Genomic DNA, 19,203 nt, shown 5'->3' with positions numbered 1-19,203 from the left:
GGAGGGTTCATGCCGTACCCAGAGATGCGGCCCCGTCGGCTGCGCCGCACCGCGGCGATGCGTCGGCTGGTCTCCGAAACCCGCGTCGACCCGGCGGAGTTGGTCGTGCCGATGTTCGTCAGGGAGGGGCTGACCGAGCCGCGCGCCATCTCCTCGCTGCCGGGCGTACTCCAGCATTCGCGCGATTCGCTGCGCAAGGCGGCGGTGGAGGCGGTGCAGGCCGGCGTGGGCGGGATCATGTTGTTCGGCGTGCCGTCGTCGCGCGACGAGTACGGCTCCGGTGGCATCGACCCGGACGGCATCCTCAACGTCGCGATCCGTGACGTGGTCGCTGAGGTGGGCGACGCCACGGTGGTGATGAGCGACCTCTGCCTGGACGAGTTCACCTCACACGGGCACTGCGGGCTGCTCACCCCGACCGGTGAGGTGGACAACGACGCCACTCTCGCCGCGTACGCCGAGATGGCGGTGGCCCAGGCCGCCGCCGGGGTCGGGGTGGTCGGTCCGTCCGGGATGATGGACGGCCAGGTCGGGGTGGTACGGCAGGCGCTCGACGCGGCCGGTCACCCCGACGTGGCCGTGCTCGCGTACGCCGTGAAGTACGCCTCGGCCTTCTTCGGCCCCTTCCGGGACGCGGTGGAGTCGGCGCTGGACGGGGATCGACGGGCCTACCAGCAGGATCCGGCGAATTTGCGTGAGTCGCTACGCGAGGTCGCGCTGGACGTCGCCGAGGGTGCCGACATGGTGATGGTCAAGCCGGGGCTGCCGTACCTCGACGTGGTGGCGGCGGTCCGCGCCGCAGTGGACGTCCCCGTGGCGGCCTACCAGGTCTCCGGCGAGTACGCGATGGTCGAGGCAGCCGCCGCGAACGGCTGGATCGACCGGGAGCGGGTGATGTTGGAGACGCTCACCTCCATCCGCCGGGCTGGTGCCCAGATCATCCTCACCTACTGGGCCGTCGAAGCTGCCCAGTTGCTTCGCCAGCGTTACTGACCCCTGGTCGAGTCCTGCAGCGCCCCAACCTGGCAGCCGCGCCAAAGCCGTCACGCTGAGCGATCTCCTGCCCGCCCGCCTCCCACCCCTTCGCATCCTTTGCTCTGCTTCAACCCACGCACCGCTAACGGAAAGTGGTCATCCGGTGCCGTATGCCGCGAATGTGTCCCGGCTCCACCGCTGGTCACGGCCTATTGCGTGGATTGAAGCAGAGCAAAGGACGCGCGAAGGTGTGGTTGTAGGTGGCGATGGAGGAGCCAGTGGTATCACCCACGGTGATTGTTGCTCACGGTAGTCGGCGAGCGAGATAGACAAGATATCCACAGGCTTTTCCACAGGGGTTGCCGTGTTGGTTGCGGCAGCGGCAAGGTCGGTGAATGCCTTCCGTGTTCGAGCCGCCGGATCTCGGTCCCACCGTCGGTCCCTTTCCCATCGCCGGTCTGGTGCGACGTGCTCGGCGGATCGTCGGGCTCAGCCAGATGCGGATGGCCCGGTTCGCCAAGGTCGCCCCGTCGACCGTCGCGCGGGTTGAGGCAGGCAGCCTGACACCGAGCCTGGCTGTGCTGGAGCGGCTGCTGGGCGCGGCCGGGCTTTACCTCGTGGCAGTCGATCAGGACGGGCGGGTCGTGCTGCCGATGGAGGTCTGGGACGACACCCGGGACGGCGCGAATCGCCGCTATCCGGCGCACCTGAACACCATTCTCGACCCGGAACCCGGCGAATGGTGGGCGGACATCTACGGTCTGGCCCGACCGCCGGAGACCTACCACCGTTCGCGGGCCGACCGGGAGGCGCGACGTCGGCGCAGTCAGTGGGAGGTGCGGGTGGCGAAATACCGGAACGTGTCGCCCCCGCCGGACCCGCGCAGCTGGTACCGGGACTGACAGCCGGACATCGACCGGTCAACGCGTCGCGTCGAGGCGGTGAACCAGTTCGGCGACATCGACGCTGTATTCGCACCAGTCCCGGTCGGTGCGGTAGCCAAGCTCGGCGTTGACCTTGAGCATGGCCTCGTTTGCCTGGGCGTTCCAGGTCTGCACCTCGGTCAGTTGCGGCTCGGCCGAGCGCAACTCCAGCAGCATCCGCGCTTTGATCGCCCGATCGATGCCGTGGCCACGGTGGTCCTGCACCACGATCGTGTCGTACTGGTCGGCGCGGGTCGGGTGCTGAGCCGGCACGACCACCTCGGTCAGGCCGGCCACCTCGCCGGTCCGCTCGTGCAGGGCGAGCACGATGTACGGCTTCATGCCCCGCCGGTGCAGGCAGTCGAGGCTGTCCCGGAGCCGCTGCGGATCGTACGAACTGGGTCGTAGCTCGCCGTCCTCGATGTCCCGGGCCTCGGCCTTGGCCCGTGCGTACGTCTCGATCAGCTCGTCCGGTGGGCCACCGGGGTGGAACTGGACGCGGTAGCCCTCGCCGACCCCGGTGGACATCTCCGCCAACTCTGCCCAGTCGACACCGGCGAGGTCCAGGACGCTGCGGGTCTCGACGTACTCCCGGCTGAAGCCGAGCGACTCGTAGAAGGCGACGGCGGGAGTGTCGCCGACCACCTCCACCCCGATCGACTCGAAGCCCTCCTGGTAGACCCGTCGGGCCGCGCGCAGAACGAGGTCACGGCCCAGGCCGCTGCGCCGCACGGACGGGTGGACCAGGACCTCCAGCACACCGATGTTGCCGAGCAGCAACACGTGCACCTGGCCGAGGATGGCTCCCGGCCGGCCGTCGGCGTCCGGATCATCCTGGGCGACCCAGGAGATCCGTCGTTCGCCGGGCATCACCTCGGCGAGGTACTCCCGCAGGCAACTCTCCCGCCACGGCGGATCCTGCGGGAGATCAGCCGCCAGGACCGCGTTCAGCGTGTCCAGCAGCGACGCGATCTCGGCGGACGACGCGGTCCTGGGGTCCCACTCGCGCACCATCACCTGTCTAGCTTGCCGCTAACCGCTGCCGGGGGGAAGTGTCCAGTTCTCCAATGTATGCGGACGATCACTTCACGTGCGACTGGCCTGTCCGTACCGGTTGGCGGCGTCGAAGACGTCCTGGGCGTACCTGCGGACGTCGTTGTACGACAGGATCGCGTTCCACCAGTCACCCGGAATGGTGAGGTTCCTGCCGCCCTTGCACAGGTACATGCCGGCGGCCAGCGCGGCGTCGTGGATGTTGTGCGGGTCCTTGCGTCCGTCGTTGTCCGCGTCGGCGCCGATTTCCTGCCAGGTGGTCGGGATGAACTGCATCGGCCCGATCGCCCGGTCGTAGGTGGTGTCGCGGTCCAGCTCACCCCGATCGGTGTCGGCGATCCGCATCCGGCCGCCCTGGCCGTCCAGCGGCAGGCCGATGATCTCCGGGACCGCTCGACCGTCCGCACCGAGCTGGGCGTTGTTGGCCTGGCCGTGGCGGGACTCGACCAGACCGATCGCGGCCAACGTGGTCCAGCTCAGGCCGCAGCTGCGATCGGTTTCGGCGAGCACCAGTTCGGCGTAGCCGTACGCCTGCATGGCGATCGGGTCGATGCCGACCTTGGCGCCCGTGTCACGGGCCCAACCGGCCAGGGCATCGGACGGGCGGCCACCGGCCGGCGCGGCACCGGGCGGGGTCGCGCCCGGCGGGAGGGTCGCGGTGGGTGGCGGGAACTGCCCCGGTGGCGGTACCGCACCGGTTGGTGGCAGGTCGCTGGGCAGCGCGTCGGGCAGATCGGCGGTGGCGTCCGCCGCCACCGGACGCGGGCTGCCGAGGGTCGCGGGCACCAGCAGCGCGCCGACCGTGGCGGTCGCGGCGACCAGGGCGAGCAGGAACACGCCGGGTAGGGTCAGCCGTCCACTGGGCCGACGGGACCAGTCGCGGGTCGCCCGGGCCGCGGCGCGCGGCCCTGGCAGGCGTACGGCGTGCGCGAAGCGCGTCCGGCGGCGTCGGGCTGTCGGTGCAGCGGTTTCCGGAGTGGACTCCTCGACCGCGGTCTTCGGCGCCGACCCGGCGGCGGAAACGTCATCCGGCCCGGTCGTCTCGGACTCCAACGTGGGTCGGCGGGGCCGGGGCAGCCCGGTCGCCGGCCCGTCCGGGCCACCGGCGGAACCGGCGCGCGGCGTGGCCGGTCGGAGGGGCCGAAGGATCGTGCGCTCTTCGCCGTCTGCCACCCGTCGAGTATTACCCATGTCTGCGCTGACGTCAGGTGCGGTCGTAGGCTGATGCCATGCCCCGGTACGAGTTCCGTTGTCGCGCCTGCGGCGACACCTTCGAGGTCAACCGTCCGATGGCGCAGGCCGGCGAGCCGGCGCCCTGCCCACAGGGGCACGCCGACACCGTGAAGCTGCTCTCCACAGTCGCGGTCACCGGTCGCGGCGGTGGCGGGTCCGGTGCCTCGCCGGCACCAGCCGGTGGCGGCTGCTGCGGTGGTGGTTGCGGCTGCTGACCACGTCGACACCGTTCGTCGATGGTGGTACGGGTGATGCCGGCCTTGCCCGGACGCAGGGTCCGATGGCACCTTGGGTCGGAGTCTCGGCCGGCCGTTCTTACGATGCGTGATGATCTGGTTTCGGGAAGTATGGTTCCGAGACCAGGGGGGAGGTTCCACGCATGCCGCCACGGATCCACCTCCCGACCGGCTGGGTGACTTTCGTCTTCACCGACATCGAGGGCTCCACCCGGTTGGCGCAGTTGCTCGGGCCCGGCTACCGACCGGTGCTGGCCGAGCACCGGCGGCTGCTGCGACGGACGATCGCGGCGACCGAGGGCGCGGAGCTGCTGACCGAGGGAGACTCGTTCTTTCTCGCCTTCGACGATGCCGGCGCGGCGTTGACCGCCTGCCTGACGGCGCAACGGGCGCTCGGTGAGCACGACTGGCCGACCCCCGAGGCAGCCCCCCGGGTCCGGATGGGACTGCACACCGGCTGGGCGGAGCCGCGCGACGGCGAGTACGCCAGTCCAGAGGTGCACCGGGCGGCCCGGGTCGCCGCCGCCGCGCACGGCGGGCAGATCCTCTGCTCGGCCGCCACGGCGCGGCGAGCCGACCCGCTGCCGGCCGGTGCCTCCCTGCTGGACCTCGGGCTGCACCGGCTGCGTGGCTTCGACGACCGGGAGCGGCTCTTCCAACTCGTCGCGCCCGGCCTGGAGCTGCAGTTTCCGCGACCGCGTACCGCCGACGCGGTGGCGCACAACCTGCCGATCCAGGTCACCACATTCGTCGGTCGGCAGACCGAACGCGCCGAGTTGAAGCGACTCGTTGCCCGGCATCGACTGGTCACCGTGCTGGGCGCGGGCGGCAGCGGCAAGACCCGGCTGGCCGTGGAGTTCGCCACCGATCTGGTCGACGAGTACCCGGACGGGGTCTGGTTCGTCGACATCGCCGCGGTCACCGACCCCGGGCTGGTCGCGTTCGCGGTCGCCGCCGTGCTCGGGTTGCGTCCGGAGCCGGGGCGCCCAATGGTCGACACGCTGGTGGAGTACGCGGCGCCCCGCCGGATGCTGATCGTGCTCGACACCTGCGACGCCCAACCGGCGTCCTGCGCCGAGGCGGTGTCCCGGCTGTTGGCCGGTGGTGGTGGGGTGCGGGTGCTGGCGACGACCCGGGAACCGCTGGCGCTGCCGGGTGAGGTGGTGTGGCGGATCCCGCCGTTGTCCGTCGATCCGGCACCTGACGGCACCGAGAGCGATGCGGTGGCCCTGCTGTTGGACCGCACGGCGGCGGCCCGGGGCGGCCGACTGCCCGACCCGTCCGAGTCGGCCGACGTACGGCGGGTGGTGCGACGACTGGACGGGTTGCCGCTCGCGATCGAGTTGGCCGCGGCCCGGCTGCGGGTGCTCTCGGTGGGGCAGCTCGCCGAGCGCCTTGACGACGTGCTCGGCACGCTCGACGCCGGCCGCGTGGATCCGCTGCCGCCACCGGCTGAGCGGAGACACGCCGGCAGTCAGCGGGACACCGTCGATCTGGTCGCGGCGTCAGCCGGTGTCAGCCCGTCGCCTCCGGCCACCCGGGCGGTGGCCCGCTCGGCGGTCGAACGGCACCTGACCATGCAGGCGACGGTGACGTGGTCCTACCGGACGCTCGGGCCGCGGGCCGCGCGACTGCTGCGCTGGCTGGCGGTCTTCGCCGGCCCGGTCGACTTGCCGACGGTGGAGTGGCTGCTCGACGAGGACCCGCTCGACCCGCTGTCGGTGTTGGTCGACAAGTCCATGGTGCTGGCGGAGCCACACGCGGCCGGCTGCACGTACCGGATGCTCGACCCGATCCGGGCCTACGCGGCGCGTCGGCTGGCCGAGGCCGGCGAGGAGCAGGCGGCCCGTGACCGGCACGTGGCCTGGTCGGCGCATGCGCTGGAGCGGGCGCGCCTCGGCCCTGGCGGACAGCCGGTGACGCTCTCGCTGTACGCGCTGGATCCCCTCGCCGGGGAACTGCGCGCCGCGCTGCGCTGGTGCGCCACGGGTGGTAGTGCCCGGGCTGGCCTCCGGCTGGCCGCAGGGCTGGACCAGTGGTGGCGTGAGCGCGGACTGGCCCGGGAGGGACGGCTCTGGCTGTTCCGGTTGTACGGAAGGCTGGCCGAGACCGGCGAGGTGATCCCGGAGGACGAGCTGGCGGCGGCGTACCACATGCATTCGCTGCACGCCGGGGGCGACGGCGAGTTCGGCGAGGAACTGCGCTTCTCCCAGCGGGCCGAGGCGGCCGCCCGTCAGGCCGGGGACGCCGGTCTGCTGGCCCGGGTGCTCGCCGGTCGGGCCGCCCCGCTGGTCGACATGGGACAGTTCGCCGAGGCGGAGCGGGTCTGCCGGGAGGTCATCGACTGGGCGCAGGAACAGGGGGTCGAGTCGGAGGCCCTGTTCGCCGTGTTCCGGCTGGCCGAGTTGCTGTGGCGCCGGGGCGCGCTGCACGAGGCGGCGGAACTGCTCGGTGCGGCCCGGCCGGTGGAGGCGTCCCGGCCGGTCGACCGGGGGCGACGTTCGGTGGACATGCTGCTCGGCATGGTCGCGCTGGCTCGGGGCGACCTGGTGGCCGCGCACGAGCATCTGCTGGTGGCGCTCCGCTCGCGGATGAATCACGGCTTCCACGGGCGGGCCTGCGACACGCTGAACGCCGTCGCGGTGCGCTGCGCCGTTGGTGACCACCCGTTGACCGCGGCCCGGCTCTTCGGTGCCGCCCAGGCGACCCGGGCGGGCCTGCGATCGACACCGGGCATCTACGAGGCGTACTGGGCGGAACGGCAGGCGGAGCTGCGGCGGGTGCTGGGCGACGCCGCTTTCGACGAGGCGTACGGCGAGGGCACCGAACTGGGGCTGGACGAGGCGGTCGCGTTGGCGCTCGGTGTCGAGCATCCCGATCTGGCGGCCGATTCCGGACGGTTCGCGACAGGGGCGGATCGCTCCGCTCCGCGCCAACCCAGCACCATCGACCGCCGTACCGAGCACGCCTGACCCGCGAGGGACGCCCAACCGGCACTGCGGCGGGCGTCCCTCGGGGTTCGTCAGCGGCGAGCGCGGGCCTCGGCGTCGGCCTTCATCCGAGCGGCCCGATCGATGTCGGACTGCTGGACGGCGGCGACCGATCCGAAGATGTTGACCGCCTGGTAGTAGGTCCAGGCCAGACTCAGGCAGGCCGGCCGGACGACGGAGTTGTAGGTGGCACAGACCCGCTTCAGATCCTCGTAGAAGGCGCTGTCCAGGCGGGACTTGTTGGCGCTGAACTGGCCCACCGCCTTGTAGTTGCGGTAGCCGAAGTCGTGGCGGAAGCAGGAGAGGTTGAAGGTGAACCCGAGTGGGTTGTCCGGGCTGGACGAGCAGTAGTCGGTAGACCAGTTGAAGTTGTACTCCGCCCAGGGGGCCCGGTTCAGCCGGGCCGAGTTCCAGGCGTTGTAGCTGCTGGCGCTGGTCTGGGTCCAACTGGACAGTACCGACAGCTTCTGTGCTGGAGTCACGGCCGCCGCGGCGGGGGAGGCCACGGCGAGGGCGGTGAGCAGCGCGAGTATGCCCGAGGCGAGGATGGTGGCGAGACGTCTGTGCACGGTCGAACCTCCGCTGGGGGTGTGCGGTGGAGCACTGGTTACCGGTGAGTTACCGGGGTTCGATCAGTGTCGATCAATGACGCGGCCTGCCGGTGTTACCGGCGAGAAATATTGGTGACCTGTGCTGAAACAGACGAATGCCCTGGACACCAGCGGTGTCCAGGGCATTGGCCGTCTTGCTAGTCGAAGAAGCGGGCCAGGTGGGTGGCGGAGGGGCCGTCGTCGTCCGGCCCCAACGGAGTCAGGTCGGCGAAGATGGAGGCACCATCGCTCCCCGCGTGCAGTGGGTACCAGCGGGGGGTGCCTGGTGGTCGCATCACGCAGACACCCTTGACGGTCTGCACGTCCAACAGCCGCACGTGAGTCGGATCGGCCACCGCGTTCACATGACCCCACCAGGGGCTCATCACGTGCAGCACGCCCCCGGGCCGGAGCACCCGGTGACACTCGTCCAGCAGGGGCAGGAAGTCGATCAGATGCTCCAGGATGTGTACCGCGAACAGCACGTCGACCGAGTCGTCGGCCAGCGGCAGCGAGCCGGACAAATCGGCGACCGCGTCCACCCCGGGCGCGGGAAAGATGTCGAGCCCGAGATTGCCCGGCCACTGCTTGGTGGCACCGCAGCCCAGGTCGACCACCACCGGGTCGCGTCCAGCTACCCGGACCCGGCACCAGACGCCGAAGACGCCGGCCAACCGGCCGACCTGCTCGCGTACCAGTCGTAGTTGGGCCGGCTCGTCGACCTCTCCGGTCAGGTGGGCGACGCCCCGGTCGAAGCGGACCTCGACATCGAGCGGGCGCAGTCGCTCGTCGTGGCGGACCTGGTCCGTCCACGCCTCGGTGAGGAACCCGTCCACCGCCCGCAGCCGCTCCGCGGAGGGCGGAGTGTGTGCCAATGCGACCATGCCGGCCACCTCCGGCCCGCCCGTTACCCGGATAGTTGACCGATATGCGTTGGTACGTCCACAGAATTCGCGTCGACGCACCAGCCGGGTGTACTCCCGACCGGACCCGGGGTCGTCCGGCCCGGCCCGCCGGAGATCAATGCTCGGTGACCCGCCCGGCGTCCACCCGGAACCGCCGGTCGAGGCGTACCGCCTCCAGCATCCGCCGGTCGTGGGTCACCAGCAGCAGCGTGCCCGCAAAGCTGGCCAGGGCGGACTCCAGCTGCTCGATCGCCGGCAGGTCGAGGTGGTTCGTCGGCTCGTCCAACACCAGCAGGTTGACACCGCGCCCCTGCAACAGGGCCAATGCGGCCCGGGTCCGTTCCCCGGGGGAGAGCGTCGCGGCCGGTCGCAGCACGTGCTGGGCGCGCAGGCCGAACTTGGCCAGCAGGGTGCGCGCGTCCGCCGGGGACAGGTCCGGCACCGCGGCCTGGAAGGCGTCCAGCAGCGGTACGTCGCTGAGGAACAGGCCCCGGGCCTGGTCCACCTCGCCGACCACCACACCCGGGCCGAGGGCGGCCTGGCCGGCGTCCAGCGGCAACCGGCCGAGCAGGGCCGCCAGCAGGGTCGACTTGCCGGAACCGTTCGCCCCCGTCACCGCCACCCGGTCCGCCCAGTCGATCTGAAGACTCACCGGACCGAGGATGAAGTCGCCCCGGCGTACCACGGCCTCGCGAAGAGTGGCCACGACGGCGCCGGCGCGGGGCGCGGCGGCGATCTCCATCCGCAGCTCCCACTCCTTGCGTGGCTCCTCCACCACCTCCAGGCGCTCGATCAGCCGTTCGGTCTGCCGGGCCTTCGCCGCCTGCTTCTCGGACGCCTCGGACCGGAACTTCCGGCCGACCTTGTCGTTGTCGGTGGCCTTGCGCCGGGCGTTGCGGACCCCCTTCTCCATCCAGGAGCGCTGGGTACGCGCCCGTGCCTGAAGCGCAGCCCGGGTGTCGGCGTACTCCTCGTAGTCGGCGCGCGCCTGGCGGCGGGCCACCTCCCGTTCCTCCAGGTACGCCGCGTATCCGCCACCGAAGTGGTTCACCTGCTGCTGGTGCAGGTCCAGTTCCAGCACCGAGGTCACCGTGCGGGCCAGAAACTCCCGGTCGTGGCTGACCAGCAGCGTGCCGGCCCGCAGCCCGGTGACGAAGTCCTCCAGCCGGTCCAGGCCGGCGAGGTCGAGATCGTTCGTCGGCTCGTCGAGCAGGAAGATGTCGTACCGGCTGAGCAGCAGCGACGCCAACCCGGCACGGGCGGCCTGCCCACCGGAGAGGCTGGTCATCTCCTGATCGAGATCAACGGCGAGTCCCAGCTCGGCGGCCACCTCCTCGGCCCGCTCGTCCAGATCCGCGCCGCCGAGCCCGAGCCAGCTCTCCAACGCGACGGCGTACGCGTCGTCCGCGCCCGGCGTGCCGGCGGTCAGTGCGTCCGTCGCCGCGTCGAGGGCGGCCTGCGCTCCGGTCACCCCGGTGCGGCGGGCCAGGAACGCCCGCACGGTCTCCCCGGGCCGGCGCTCCGGCTCCTGCGGCAGGTGACCGACGCTCGCACCGGGTGGACTCACCGTCACGCTGCCAGCCTCGACCGGCAACAGACCGGCGAGCGTACGCAGCAGCGTCGACTTGCCGGCCCCGTTGGCACCGACCAGGCCGACCACGTCGCCGGGCGCGACCACGAGGTCCAGGCCGGTGAAGAGGGTTCGTTCCCCGTGCCCGGCGGCGAGGTCCCGGGCGATCAGCGTGGCGCTCACAAGCAGCGGAGCCTACCCGTCGCCGAGCGGCCGACCCCCGGGACGAGGCAGACTCACGTGCGTGTTGACCACACTGGCGATCGACTGCGGGGGCGGCGGGATCAAGGCGTCGGTCCTCGACGGCGCGGGCACGATGCGGGCCCAGCCGATACGGGTGCCGACGCCGTATCCCCTGCCGCCGAGTCTGTTCGTCCGCACCCTGGTGGAGCTCGGCGGTCGGCTGCCGGCGGCCGACCGGGTGACGGTGGGGATGCCCGGCATGATTCGGCACGGCGTGGTGGTGGCCACCCCGCACTACGTGACCCGTGCGGGCCCCCGCAGCCGGATCGACCCGGCGTTGTTCGCCGAGTGGTCCGGATTCGACGCCCGCAGCGCGCTCTGCGCCGCGTTCGGCCTGCCGACGCTGGTTCTCAACGACGCCGAGGTGCACGGTGCCGGGGTGGTCGCCGGCACCGGCTGCGAACTGGTGCTGACCCTCGGCACCGGGCTGGGCAGCGCCCTCTTCGACGGCGGCGTGCTCGCCCCGCACCTCGAACTGTCCCACGCACCGGTGCGCTGGGGCACCACCTACGACACGTACGTGGGTGAACCGGAGCGACGCCGGCTGGGTGACGCCTTCTGGTCCCGGCGGATCCGGCAGGTGGTGGAGGGCCTGCGACCGGTGTTCCGCTGGGACCGGCTCTACCTGGGCGGGGGCAACTCGCGGCGGATCCGTCCCGAGCAGCTCGTCCGGATGGGTGACGACGTCGTGGTGGTGCCCAACAGCGCCGGCATCGTCGGCGGCGTCCGCGCCTGGAACCTCGCCACGGTGTAAGGAAGGGCACCTGTCAACGCGTGGTGTACAGGAAGGGGCCCTTGTTACCGGTCGGGCCGGAAAAGCCGCCGGGAACAGTCGCGATACCGCAGGTGTTGTGCCAGCGTCGGAGCAGTGGTGCGACACGGAGGGGGTGGCGGCATGGATCTTCTGGCCGAGTACCGACGGGCGACCCTGTTCTTCGAGGCGGGCGACCCGAGTAGCGCGGCCCGGCTGCTCGAACCGATCATCGAGGCCGAGCCGGACAACGCCTCCGTACGGCAGTTGCTGGCCCGGGCCTACTTCCAGTCGGCTCAGCTCAACCGGGCCGAGCAGCAACTACGAGAGTTGGTCGACCGCAACCCCAGCGACCACTACGCCCACCACGTGCTGGGCCGGACGCTGGAGCGGCTCAACCGGTACGCCGACGCGTTGCGTCACCTACGCATCGCGGCGGCCATGCACTCGTCCAACGATGACTACACGACGGCCCTGCGCCGGGTCGAAACCCGGGTCGGCGGTGGCCGCTGAACACGGAGACGCGCCGATGAGGGCAGCCCGGCCGGGCTGCCCTCATCGATGGCCTGGGCCGGCTGGCGGCCTGCCTACCATGGGCCGGATGACAGCCGACCGGACGGTGGACGTGGCATGAAGCTGAAGCTGGACCTGCACGACATCTTCAACAAGGGCCACGACATCGACCGTGCCCTGCGCGGCATCATCGACGAGGCGGTGGCCAAGAAGGCCACCCTCGTCGAGATCATCCCCGGCAAGGGCTCCGGTCAGCTCAAGAAGCGCGTGCTGCGCTTCCTCGACCAGAAGGACGTCAAACAGCTCTACCACCGGGTCGAGAAGGACTCCAAGAACTTCGGTCGCCTCTTCGTCCACTTCCGCTGGAAGTAGCCGCCTCAGAGCGGGTAGGTGCGGGCCACGGCGAGCATCTCGGAGCTGTGTGAGCCCGCGACGCCGACGCCGGGTGGACGGGGACGGAACCCGGGGACCGCGTCGAGGCCGTCGCTGGCGTCCATCGCGCGCAGCGCCAGCTGCGGGGCCGTCGGCTCGACGGTCAGCGTGATCTCGATTCCTTCGGGCGGTGGGGCGTGGAAGACGATGCCGAAGCCCCACCGGCCGTCGCGCTCCTCGACCGGGACCGTCCGGCCCGCCACCTGGGCACTGCGCACCGTCGCGGTGGACGTGTCGACGTGCAGGGTGACCAGGCGTACGGGGCGTTGCGGGGTGAGTCGCAGCGACACGGTGCGCAGACCGGCGGCGGTGGTGTCGGTCAACATGTCGAGCCGGGGCGCGGGCAGGCCGGCGGACTGCGCTGGACCGCCGAGCAACTCGTTGCCGCCGATGCCCGGGAACTCGTCGGCGACCTGGGTCGGTCCGTCCACGTAGTCGTCGGTCCAGGGCTGCGGCTCGGTCTCGCGGCTGAGCCAGCGGGCCTGGCCGGTACCGGCGTCCAGGGCGTACATCAGGTGGGTGGGTGCGGGGTGCGCGGCGTCGAAGCGGTCGACGGCGACGCCGACCCCGGCGAGGACCATCGTGGCCAGCGCGGCGGCCCCGGCCGGCAGGGCACCGAGTCGGCGGGCCCGCAGCGCCACCATGCCCCGTTGGCCGCCGGCCTCCGGGTGCAGGAGGTCGATCACGGGTAGCGCGGCCAGACCGAGCAGCACCGCGAAGAGTGCCGCGACGCCGCCCATCGCCATGCCCAACGCCGGGAAGAGCAGCACCACGGTGGGGAGCAGCAGAATCACCGCGACTGCGGCCGCGCCGGTCACCGCGATCACCGCTATCGGGCCGTCGCGGCGGGTGGTCAGCGCCACCAGCCCGCCGAGCGCCCCGGCCAGGGCGGGCAGGGTCGCCAGGTAGGCCCCGCCGGGCGCCAGGATCGCGAGCAGCAGGCCGAGCAGCGCCAGCCAGCCGAGCCCACCGATGGCCAGGGCGGCTGGACCGACCCGACGTCGGGTCAACGCGTACCAGGCGAACAGCACGGCGGCGGCGAGCGCCAGGACGGCCAGCCGGTACCAGGTCGGCCGATACGGGTCGAGCAGTTCGGCATTGCCCGGCCGGAGGGCGAGGATCGCCGCCCAGAGCAGTTGCGCACCGACCGGCGCCACCACGAGCGGCACCAGAGCCAGACCGAAGCCGGCGGCCAGCCGGCCATTGGTGACCCGATTCCGGCGCCGGGCCAGCCAGCCGAGCACGACCACGCCGCTCAGCGCCAGCAGCGCCAACGGCAGCACCAACCAGCCGGGGTACCGGGCGAGGCCGCCGGGGACGGGAAAGTAGGTGGCGTCGTGACCGGCACGCAGGTCACCAAGGTCGATCCGACCGAACTCCCGGGCGAGACCGAGGGAGTTGTCACCGTGGTGCTGGAGGCTGGCCCGGTCCATCGAGGCGGGGGTGTCCAGCGGCGTGTGGTAGGTCGCGCCGCCGTCGAGGTACGCCGAGTTGAGCCCGAGGAAGCCTTCGTCCAGAAAGGCGGTGAAGTCGGTGTCGTTGGGCAGGGCGCGGTACACCTCCACCGCGAACGAGGTGCCCACCGGGTGCGGTGCGGCCCGGCCGAAGACCTCGATCAGGCCGGCGTTCTCCGGTGACGTCTCGAACATGATCACCGGTCCGGTACGGCCCCGTGCCTCCAGGTTGAGCACCACTCCCTGGCCAGCGGCCAGCGGGTGTTCGGAGGCGAACGCCGAGGCTCCGCACAGGCACGCCTCTTCGGCGTCGGTGAGGACGAAGACGACGTCGTTGCGGGGTGCCGGGCCGTCCGTCAGCGCGCGGGCCACTTCCAGGATGGTCGCGACTCCGGCGGCGTCGTCGTTGCCGCCCGGCCCGGTCTGCACCGCGTCGTAGTGCGCGACCAGGAACACCGTGCCGGTGGGATCGGTGCCGGGCAGCCGGGCCACCACGTTGCGAACCCGGGCCAGGGTGGCGCCACCGGCCGCGCCGCTGAGCTGCCCGGCCTCCTCCGCGACGGTGTCCTGCACCTGGGTCTCCAGGCCGAGCTCCCGCAACACGCTTTCCAGGTAGGCGCGGACCTCGTCGTTGGCCGGGCTGCCCGCGACGTGCGGCCGCCCGGCAACCTGCGTGACATGCGGGTACGCGCGTCCCGCGCTGAACTCGTCGGTCGGCGCGGCGGCCGGCCGGGGGGCCGGAGGACGCAGGTCGAGCAGGGCGCTCGCACCGACGGCGGCGAGCGCGACCAGTGCCGCCAGAGCGGCGAGGGTACGTCGCCGGGGCCGGGTGAAGGCGCGGTCGGCGGCGGGGCTGGGGGGTGCGCCCACGGGTGACTCCTCGCGAGGGGTGGTTCTGGGGGGCTCATCATCCTCCATGCCGCCCGAGGGCGCTCCGTCGTGTTGTGTGCGAACGTTGTCTAATACAGGATCAGCAGGGCACTCGGAAGGAGCCCGACATCACCAGCGATCTTCCGCCAATCGCGGCGGCGACCCGGCCGACCCGGGGGACCGGCATGACCGGCCCCTCAGTCGTGTCGTGGCCGTACCCGCGGGGCGGGCTGGGCGGCAATCCGAACCTGCCCCCCGGGGAGCGGCTGCGCGTCCTGCTGGTCGAGGACGACGAGGGTGACGCCTTCCTGGTCGGCGAGCTGCTGGCCGAGACGAACTCCGGGATCGACCTGCTGGTGGCGACCAGCCTGAGCGAGGCCCGCCGCCGGATAGCGAACGTCGACTGCGTACTGCTGGACCTGGGTCTGCCCGACGCGCAGGGGCTGGACGGCCTGCGGCAGGTGCTGGAGATGTCCGGTAGTGCGGCCGTCTGTGTGCTCACCGGTCGTACCGACGAGCACCTGGGCATCGTGGCGGTCGCCGAGGGGGCACAGGACTACCTGGTCAAGGGTCAGGTCGACGGGGTGCTGCTGACCCGGGCGCTGCGCTACGCGGTGGAGCGCAAGCGGGCCGACGAGAACGCCCGGCGGCTACGCGAGGTGGAGTTGCGCCAGGCGGAGTCGGCTCGGCTGGAGCGCGGTCTGCTGCCCCAGCCGCTGATGTCGACCGACCAGATCGCGGTGCACACCTTCTACCGGCCTGGCCGGCATGCCGCCCTGATCGGCGGGGACTTCTACGACGTGGTGCAGACCCGGCCCGACCGGGTGGATCTGATCATCGGTGATGTCTGCGGGCACGGCGTGGACGAGGCGGCGCTCGGTGTCGAACTGCGGGTGGCCTGGCGGGCGCTGATCCTTGCCGGGGTGCCCGACGACGAGGTGCTCCCCGCGTTGGAGCAGGTGCTGATGAGCGAGCGCCGGCTTCAGGAGATCTTCGCGACCGTGGCGACGGCCCGGCTGGACCTCAACGCCGACCGGGCGACGGTGCGGCTGGCCGGCCATCCGCCACCGGTGCTGCTGGCCGGTGGACGGGTGACTCCGGTGCCGGCGCCGGGTGGTCTGCTGCTCGGCGTCCGGCCACGTCGGCCGGTCGCCTTCGACCTGAAGTTCGAAACCGAGGACTGGTCCCTGCTGATGTACACCGATGGTCTGATCGAGGGCCGGGTGGGTGCCGGCGACGAACGTCTCGACGTGCCCGGCCTGACCCGCCTGCTGGCCGAGCCGGCCAGCCGGGCGGTTCCGCTGCCGGACCTGCCGGCCTGGCTGGTCGGCCGGGCCGAGCAGCTCAACGACGGTCCGTTCGCCGACGACGTGGCGATGCTGCTGGTCACGCGGGGTGGTGGCCGGTGACGGCCACGGGTGCCGGCTGGAGTTTGCGCGGTCGGCTGGCGGTGCTGGTCGCGGTCGTCGGGTTGCTGCTGATCGGGGTGGCTGTCGCGGAGGCGGTGGTCGCCACCCGCAACCGGGCGCACATCGACGCGGTGCTCAACACGACCGGGCCGCTGCGCGCCCAGTCCCAGGAGCTGCTCGCCGTCCTGGTCGACCAGGAGACCGCGATCCGGGGCTACGCGTTGACCGGTGATCGGGAAGACCTGACTCAGTTCGACACCGGCCGGCAGCGGGAGCAGGAACTGCTTGCGTCGATGAACCGGCTGCTGGGCACCTACCCGCAGCTGTACGACGAGCTCGAAGCGGTGCGGGAGCGGGCCGAGCAGTGGCGGCAGTCGATCGCCCTGCCGGTCATCCAGGCGATCGAGGTCAGCGGCACCACCGCCGGGCGGCAACTGCTCACCGATCAGTCCCGACAGCAGTTCGATCAGATCCGGGTCGCCGTGGAGGTGCTCCAGAACGGGATCCTCGACGTTCGCGAGGAAACCGCCACGGATGTCCGCGAGACCAGCAACCTGCTGGTGCTGCTGCTGGTCATTGCGGCGCTCGTGGTGCTCGTCGCCGGGGTGGTGCTGCTCAGCTCGCTGGAACGGATGGTGATCCGTCCGTTGACCGGTCTGGCCGGGCAGGTCCGGCAGGTCGCCACCGGCGACTACGGGCACCGCATCACCGGCACCGGCCCCCAGGAGTTCCAGCGCCTCGGCGGGGACGTGGACGCCATGCGTCAGAAGATCGCCGCGGACCTGGCCGAGGTGCGTGAGGCGCGGGAGCGGATCGAGTGGGTCAACACCCAGTTGCAGAAGCAGGCCGAGGAGCTGACCCGGTCCAACCGTGACCTGGAGCAGTTCGCCTACGTCGCCTCGCACGACCTGCAGGAGCCGCTACGTAAGGTGGCCAGCTTCTGCCAGCTGCTCCAGCGGCGCTACGCCGGGCGGCTCGACGAGCGGGCCGACCAGTACATCGCCTTCGCGGTGGACGGCGCGCAGCGGATGCAGCGGCTGATCAACGATCTGTTGGCGTTCTCCCGGATCGGGCGGATCACCGCGGGCTTCACCGACGTCGACATGAACAGCCTGATGGTCGAGGTGGCGGCGCAGACCGAGCCGGCCCGGCAGTACGCCGACGCCGAGCTGACCTGGGATGAGATGCCGGTGATCCGCGGCGAGGAACCGCTGCTGACCAACCTGATGGTCAACCTGATCAGCAACTCGGTGAAGTTCCGTCGGGCGGATGTTCCGCCGAAGGTGCATGTCTCGGCCCGTTTGATCGGCGAAGATTGGGAGATCACCTGCCAGGACAACGGCATCGGGATCGAGCCGGAGTTCGCCGACAAGATTTTCGTCATCTTCCAGCGGCTGCACGCCAAGGACGCATATCCGGGTACCGGGATCGGGTTGGCGATCGTCAAGAAGATCGTGGAGTACCACGGTGGTCGGGTCTGGGTGGACACGGACGTGCCCGAGGGGACGGCGATCCGTTTCACCCTGCCCGCGCTGCCCTCCGACGTCGAGGCCGCGAAGAGCGCGACCGGTGCGGACGGATCCGATACGGGCGCGGACGAGGCCAATTCGGCGGAAGTCAGGACGGACGCGGCGTCGGACCGGGCCGATGACGAGGCCCCGGCGGGTGACGGTACCGTCGGCGCCGAGGCCGGCGGCGGATCGGAGCGCCCCTCGGCCGTCGCTGGCCTGTCCCAGACCGGCGGTGGGACAGGCGGCATGAAGGAGGCGGTGGGATGACCGCGCCGGCGGACGGCAACAGTCCGATCGAGGTGCTTCTGGTCGAGGACGACCCGGGCGACGTGTTGATGACTCAGGAGGCGTTCGAGGAGCACAAGCTGCGTAACCGGCTCAACGTCGTCTCCGACGGCGCCGAGGCGCTGGCCTACCTGCGTCGGGAGGGCCGGTACGCGGACGCGGAGTTGCCGGACCTGATCCTGCTGGACCTGAACCTGCCCCGGCGGGACGGCCGGGAGGTGCTGGAGGAGATAAAGCGGGACCCGGAGCTGTGCCGGATCCCGGTGGTGGTGCTGACCACGTCCCAGACCGACGAGGACATCCTGCGCAGCTACCAACTGCACGCCAACGCCTACGTGACCAAGCCGGTCGACTTCGAGCAGTTCATCTCGGTGGTCCGGCAGATCGACGAGTTCTTCGTCAGCGTGGTGAAGCTGCCGCCACGTGGTTGACACCCTGCTCGACGACGTCGCCGGGCTGCTGCGGGAGACCGCCGACCGCGTCGTACTGCCGTTGTTCCGCCATCTCGACGCCGCCGACGTGAGCGAGAAGGCCCCCGGTGAGCTGGTCACGGTCGCCGATCGCCGGGCCGAGGAGATGATCAGCGCCGGGTTGCTCCGGCTGCGCCCCGGTTCGGTGGTGGTCGGCGAGGAGGCGGTGTCCGACGACCCGGACCTGCTGCGTCACCTGCGTGCCTCCGGGGACGTGTGGCTGGTCGATCCGGTCGACGGCACCGCGAACTTCGCGGCCGGCCGTCGCCCGTTCGCGCTGATGGTCTCCTTGCTCACGGATGGTGAGCCGGTGGCCGCGTGGGTGTTCGACCCGTTGGCCGACGCGTTGGCGACCGCCCGGATCGGCGAGGGCACGTACCTGGACGGTCAGCCGTTGAAGCTGCCCGACGGGGCGCCGCCGATGAGTGAGTTGCGGGGTGCCGCGATGACGAGGTTCCTGCCGGGTCCCTCCCAGCGCACGGTGGAGGCGGGTGGCGCGCGGCTCGGCGAGCTGCTGCCCGGGCAGCACTGCGCCGGTCGCGAGTATCTCGACGTGCTCACCGGCCGGCAGCAGTTCGTCTTGTTCTGGCGGACCCTGCCCTGGGATCACGGGCCGGGCACGCTGCTGGTGCGGGCCGCGGGTGGCGTGGCGCGCCGGCTCGACGGTACGGATTACCACCCGGCCGACACGGAGCACGGTCTTCTGGTCGCCGTCAACGACGAGGTCTGGACCGAGGTGCACGGCGCCCTCCTGTCCACCTGACAGCCTGGGGTCGCTTTCCGGCCGCCA

General features: G+C 71.4%; 17 protein-coding genes. 11 read left to right on the top strand and 6 right to left on the bottom strand.

The features are described from left to right. Positions 1-9 precede the first annotated feature (9 nt). Entirely contained in the window at positions 10-993 is a 984-nt protein-coding gene (gene hemB, locus Vlu01_RS11250; RefSeq protein WP_203997373.1) for a porphobilinogen synthase, read from the top strand. A 377-nt stretch (positions 994-1,370) separates the two neighbouring features. Further along, positions 1,371-1,877, top strand: a complete 507-nt coding sequence (locus Vlu01_RS11245) for a helix-turn-helix domain-containing protein (protein ID WP_203997371.1) — start codon at positions 1,371-1,373, stop codon at positions 1,875-1,877. An 18-nt stretch (positions 1,878-1,895) separates the two neighbouring features. Here Vlu01_RS11245 and Vlu01_RS11240 read toward each other — a convergent pair whose 3' ends face one another. Beyond that, entirely contained in the window at positions 1,896-2,912 is a 1,017-nt protein-coding gene (locus Vlu01_RS11240; protein ID WP_203997475.1) for a GNAT family N-acetyltransferase, read from the bottom strand. Positions 2,913-2,984: 72 nt separating this feature from the next. Then, on the bottom strand, positions 2,985-4,124 hold the full coding sequence (locus Vlu01_RS11235; protein WP_373307351.1) for a lytic transglycosylase domain-containing protein: 1,140 nt from the start codon (positions 4,122-4,124) through the stop codon (positions 2,985-2,987). A gap of 56 nt (positions 4,125-4,180) precedes the next feature. On the opposite strand from Vlu01_RS11235, the gene Vlu01_RS11230 reads away from it, so the two are divergent. Then, on the top strand, positions 4,181-4,399 hold the full coding sequence (locus Vlu01_RS11230; RefSeq protein ID WP_203997367.1) for an FmdB family zinc ribbon protein: 219 nt from the start codon (positions 4,181-4,183) through the stop codon (positions 4,397-4,399). Positions 4,400-4,563: 164 nt separating this feature from the next. Further along, positions 4,564-7,392: an ATP-binding protein gene (locus Vlu01_RS11225; protein WP_203997365.1), complete on the top strand. Its 2,829-nt coding sequence runs from the start codon at positions 4,564-4,566 to the stop codon at positions 7,390-7,392. A gap of 50 nt (positions 7,393-7,442) precedes the next feature. Here the strand turns inward: Vlu01_RS11225 and Vlu01_RS11220 are convergent, their stop codons facing one another. The 3 genes from Vlu01_RS11220 to Vlu01_RS11210 all read right to left on the bottom strand — a co-directional run bounded on the left by Vlu01_RS11220 (position 7,443) and on the right by Vlu01_RS11210 (position 10,658). Continuing rightward, complete coding sequence (locus tag Vlu01_RS11220) at positions 7,443-7,979, bottom strand: phospholipase (protein WP_203997363.1); 537 nt, start codon at positions 7,977-7,979, stop codon at positions 7,443-7,445. A 179-nt stretch (positions 7,980-8,158) separates the two neighbouring features. Beyond that, on the bottom strand, positions 8,159-8,884 hold the full coding sequence (locus tag Vlu01_RS11215; RefSeq protein WP_203997361.1) for a methyltransferase domain-containing protein: 726 nt from the start codon (positions 8,882-8,884) through the stop codon (positions 8,159-8,161). 136 nt (positions 8,885-9,020) lie between these two features. Further along, on the bottom strand, positions 9,021-10,658 hold the full coding sequence (locus Vlu01_RS11210) for an ABC-F family ATP-binding cassette domain-containing protein (protein ID WP_203997359.1): 1,638 nt from the start codon (positions 10,656-10,658) through the stop codon (positions 9,021-9,023). 61 nt (positions 10,659-10,719) lie between these two features. Here Vlu01_RS11210 and Vlu01_RS11205 point away from each other — a divergent pair, with 61 nt between their 5' ends. The 3 genes from Vlu01_RS11205 to Vlu01_RS11195 all read left to right on the top strand — a co-directional run bounded on the left by Vlu01_RS11205 (position 10,720) and on the right by Vlu01_RS11195 (position 12,354). Then, positions 10,720-11,472 carry an ROK family protein gene (locus Vlu01_RS11205; protein WP_203997357.1) on the top strand — a complete coding sequence of 251 codons (753 nt, stop codon included), beginning with the start codon at positions 10,720-10,722 and terminating at the stop codon, positions 11,470-11,472. Positions 11,473-11,613: 141 nt separating this feature from the next. Further along, positions 11,614-11,982, top strand: coding sequence for a tetratricopeptide repeat protein (locus Vlu01_RS11200; RefSeq protein WP_203997355.1), 369 nt, complete (start codon positions 11,614-11,616; stop codon positions 11,980-11,982). Between the two features lie 117 nt (positions 11,983-12,099). Further along, positions 12,100-12,354, top strand: a complete 255-nt coding sequence (locus Vlu01_RS11195) for a Smr/MutS family protein (protein WP_203997353.1) — start codon at positions 12,100-12,102, stop codon at positions 12,352-12,354. 5 nt (positions 12,355-12,359) lie between these two features. Here the strand turns inward: Vlu01_RS11195 and Vlu01_RS11190 are convergent, their stop codons facing one another. Then, on the bottom strand, positions 12,360-14,738 hold the full coding sequence (locus Vlu01_RS11190; protein WP_203997351.1) for a M28 family peptidase: 2,379 nt from the start codon (positions 14,736-14,738) through the stop codon (positions 12,360-12,362). Positions 14,739-14,923: 185 nt separating this feature from the next. Here Vlu01_RS11190 and Vlu01_RS11185 point away from each other — a divergent pair, with 185 nt between their 5' ends. Genes Vlu01_RS11185 through Vlu01_RS11170 form a run of 4 tightly spaced genes read left to right on the top strand, consistent with a single transcriptional unit; the run spans position 14,924 to position 19,176 of the window. Next, the gene (locus Vlu01_RS11185) at positions 14,924-16,147 is read left to right on the top strand and encodes a PP2C family protein-serine/threonine phosphatase (protein WP_239095833.1); all 1,224 of its coding nucleotides are present in this window, start codon (positions 14,924-14,926) and stop codon (positions 16,145-16,147) included. Then, positions 16,144-17,925 (top strand): sensor histidine kinase, encoded by a 1,782-nt coding sequence (locus Vlu01_RS11180; protein WP_203997349.1) that lies wholly within the window; start codon positions 16,144-16,146, stop codon positions 17,923-17,925. The genes Vlu01_RS11185 and Vlu01_RS11180 overlap by 4 nt, the downstream gene beginning before the upstream one ends. After that, a complete protein-coding gene (locus Vlu01_RS11175) occupies positions 17,922-18,374 on the top strand; it encodes a response regulator (protein ID WP_155214506.1) in 453 nt (150 codons plus the stop codon). Before Vlu01_RS11180 ends, Vlu01_RS11175 begins: the two co-directional genes overlap by 4 nt. Continuing rightward, the gene (locus Vlu01_RS11170; protein ID WP_203997347.1) at positions 18,367-19,176 is read left to right on the top strand and encodes an inositol monophosphatase family protein; all 810 of its coding nucleotides are present in this window, start codon (positions 18,367-18,369) and stop codon (positions 19,174-19,176) included. Before Vlu01_RS11175 ends, Vlu01_RS11170 begins: the two co-directional genes overlap by 8 nt. The last annotated feature ends 27 nt before the right edge of the window (positions 19,177-19,203 follow it).

This window comes from Micromonospora lutea, from assembly GCF_016863535.1.
GTDB lineage: Bacteria > Actinomycetota > Actinomycetes > Mycobacteriales > Micromonosporaceae > Micromonospora > Micromonospora lutea.
The sequence above is the reverse complement of the archived record's forward strand: the minus strand, read 5'-3'. Positions and strand labels throughout refer to the sequence as shown.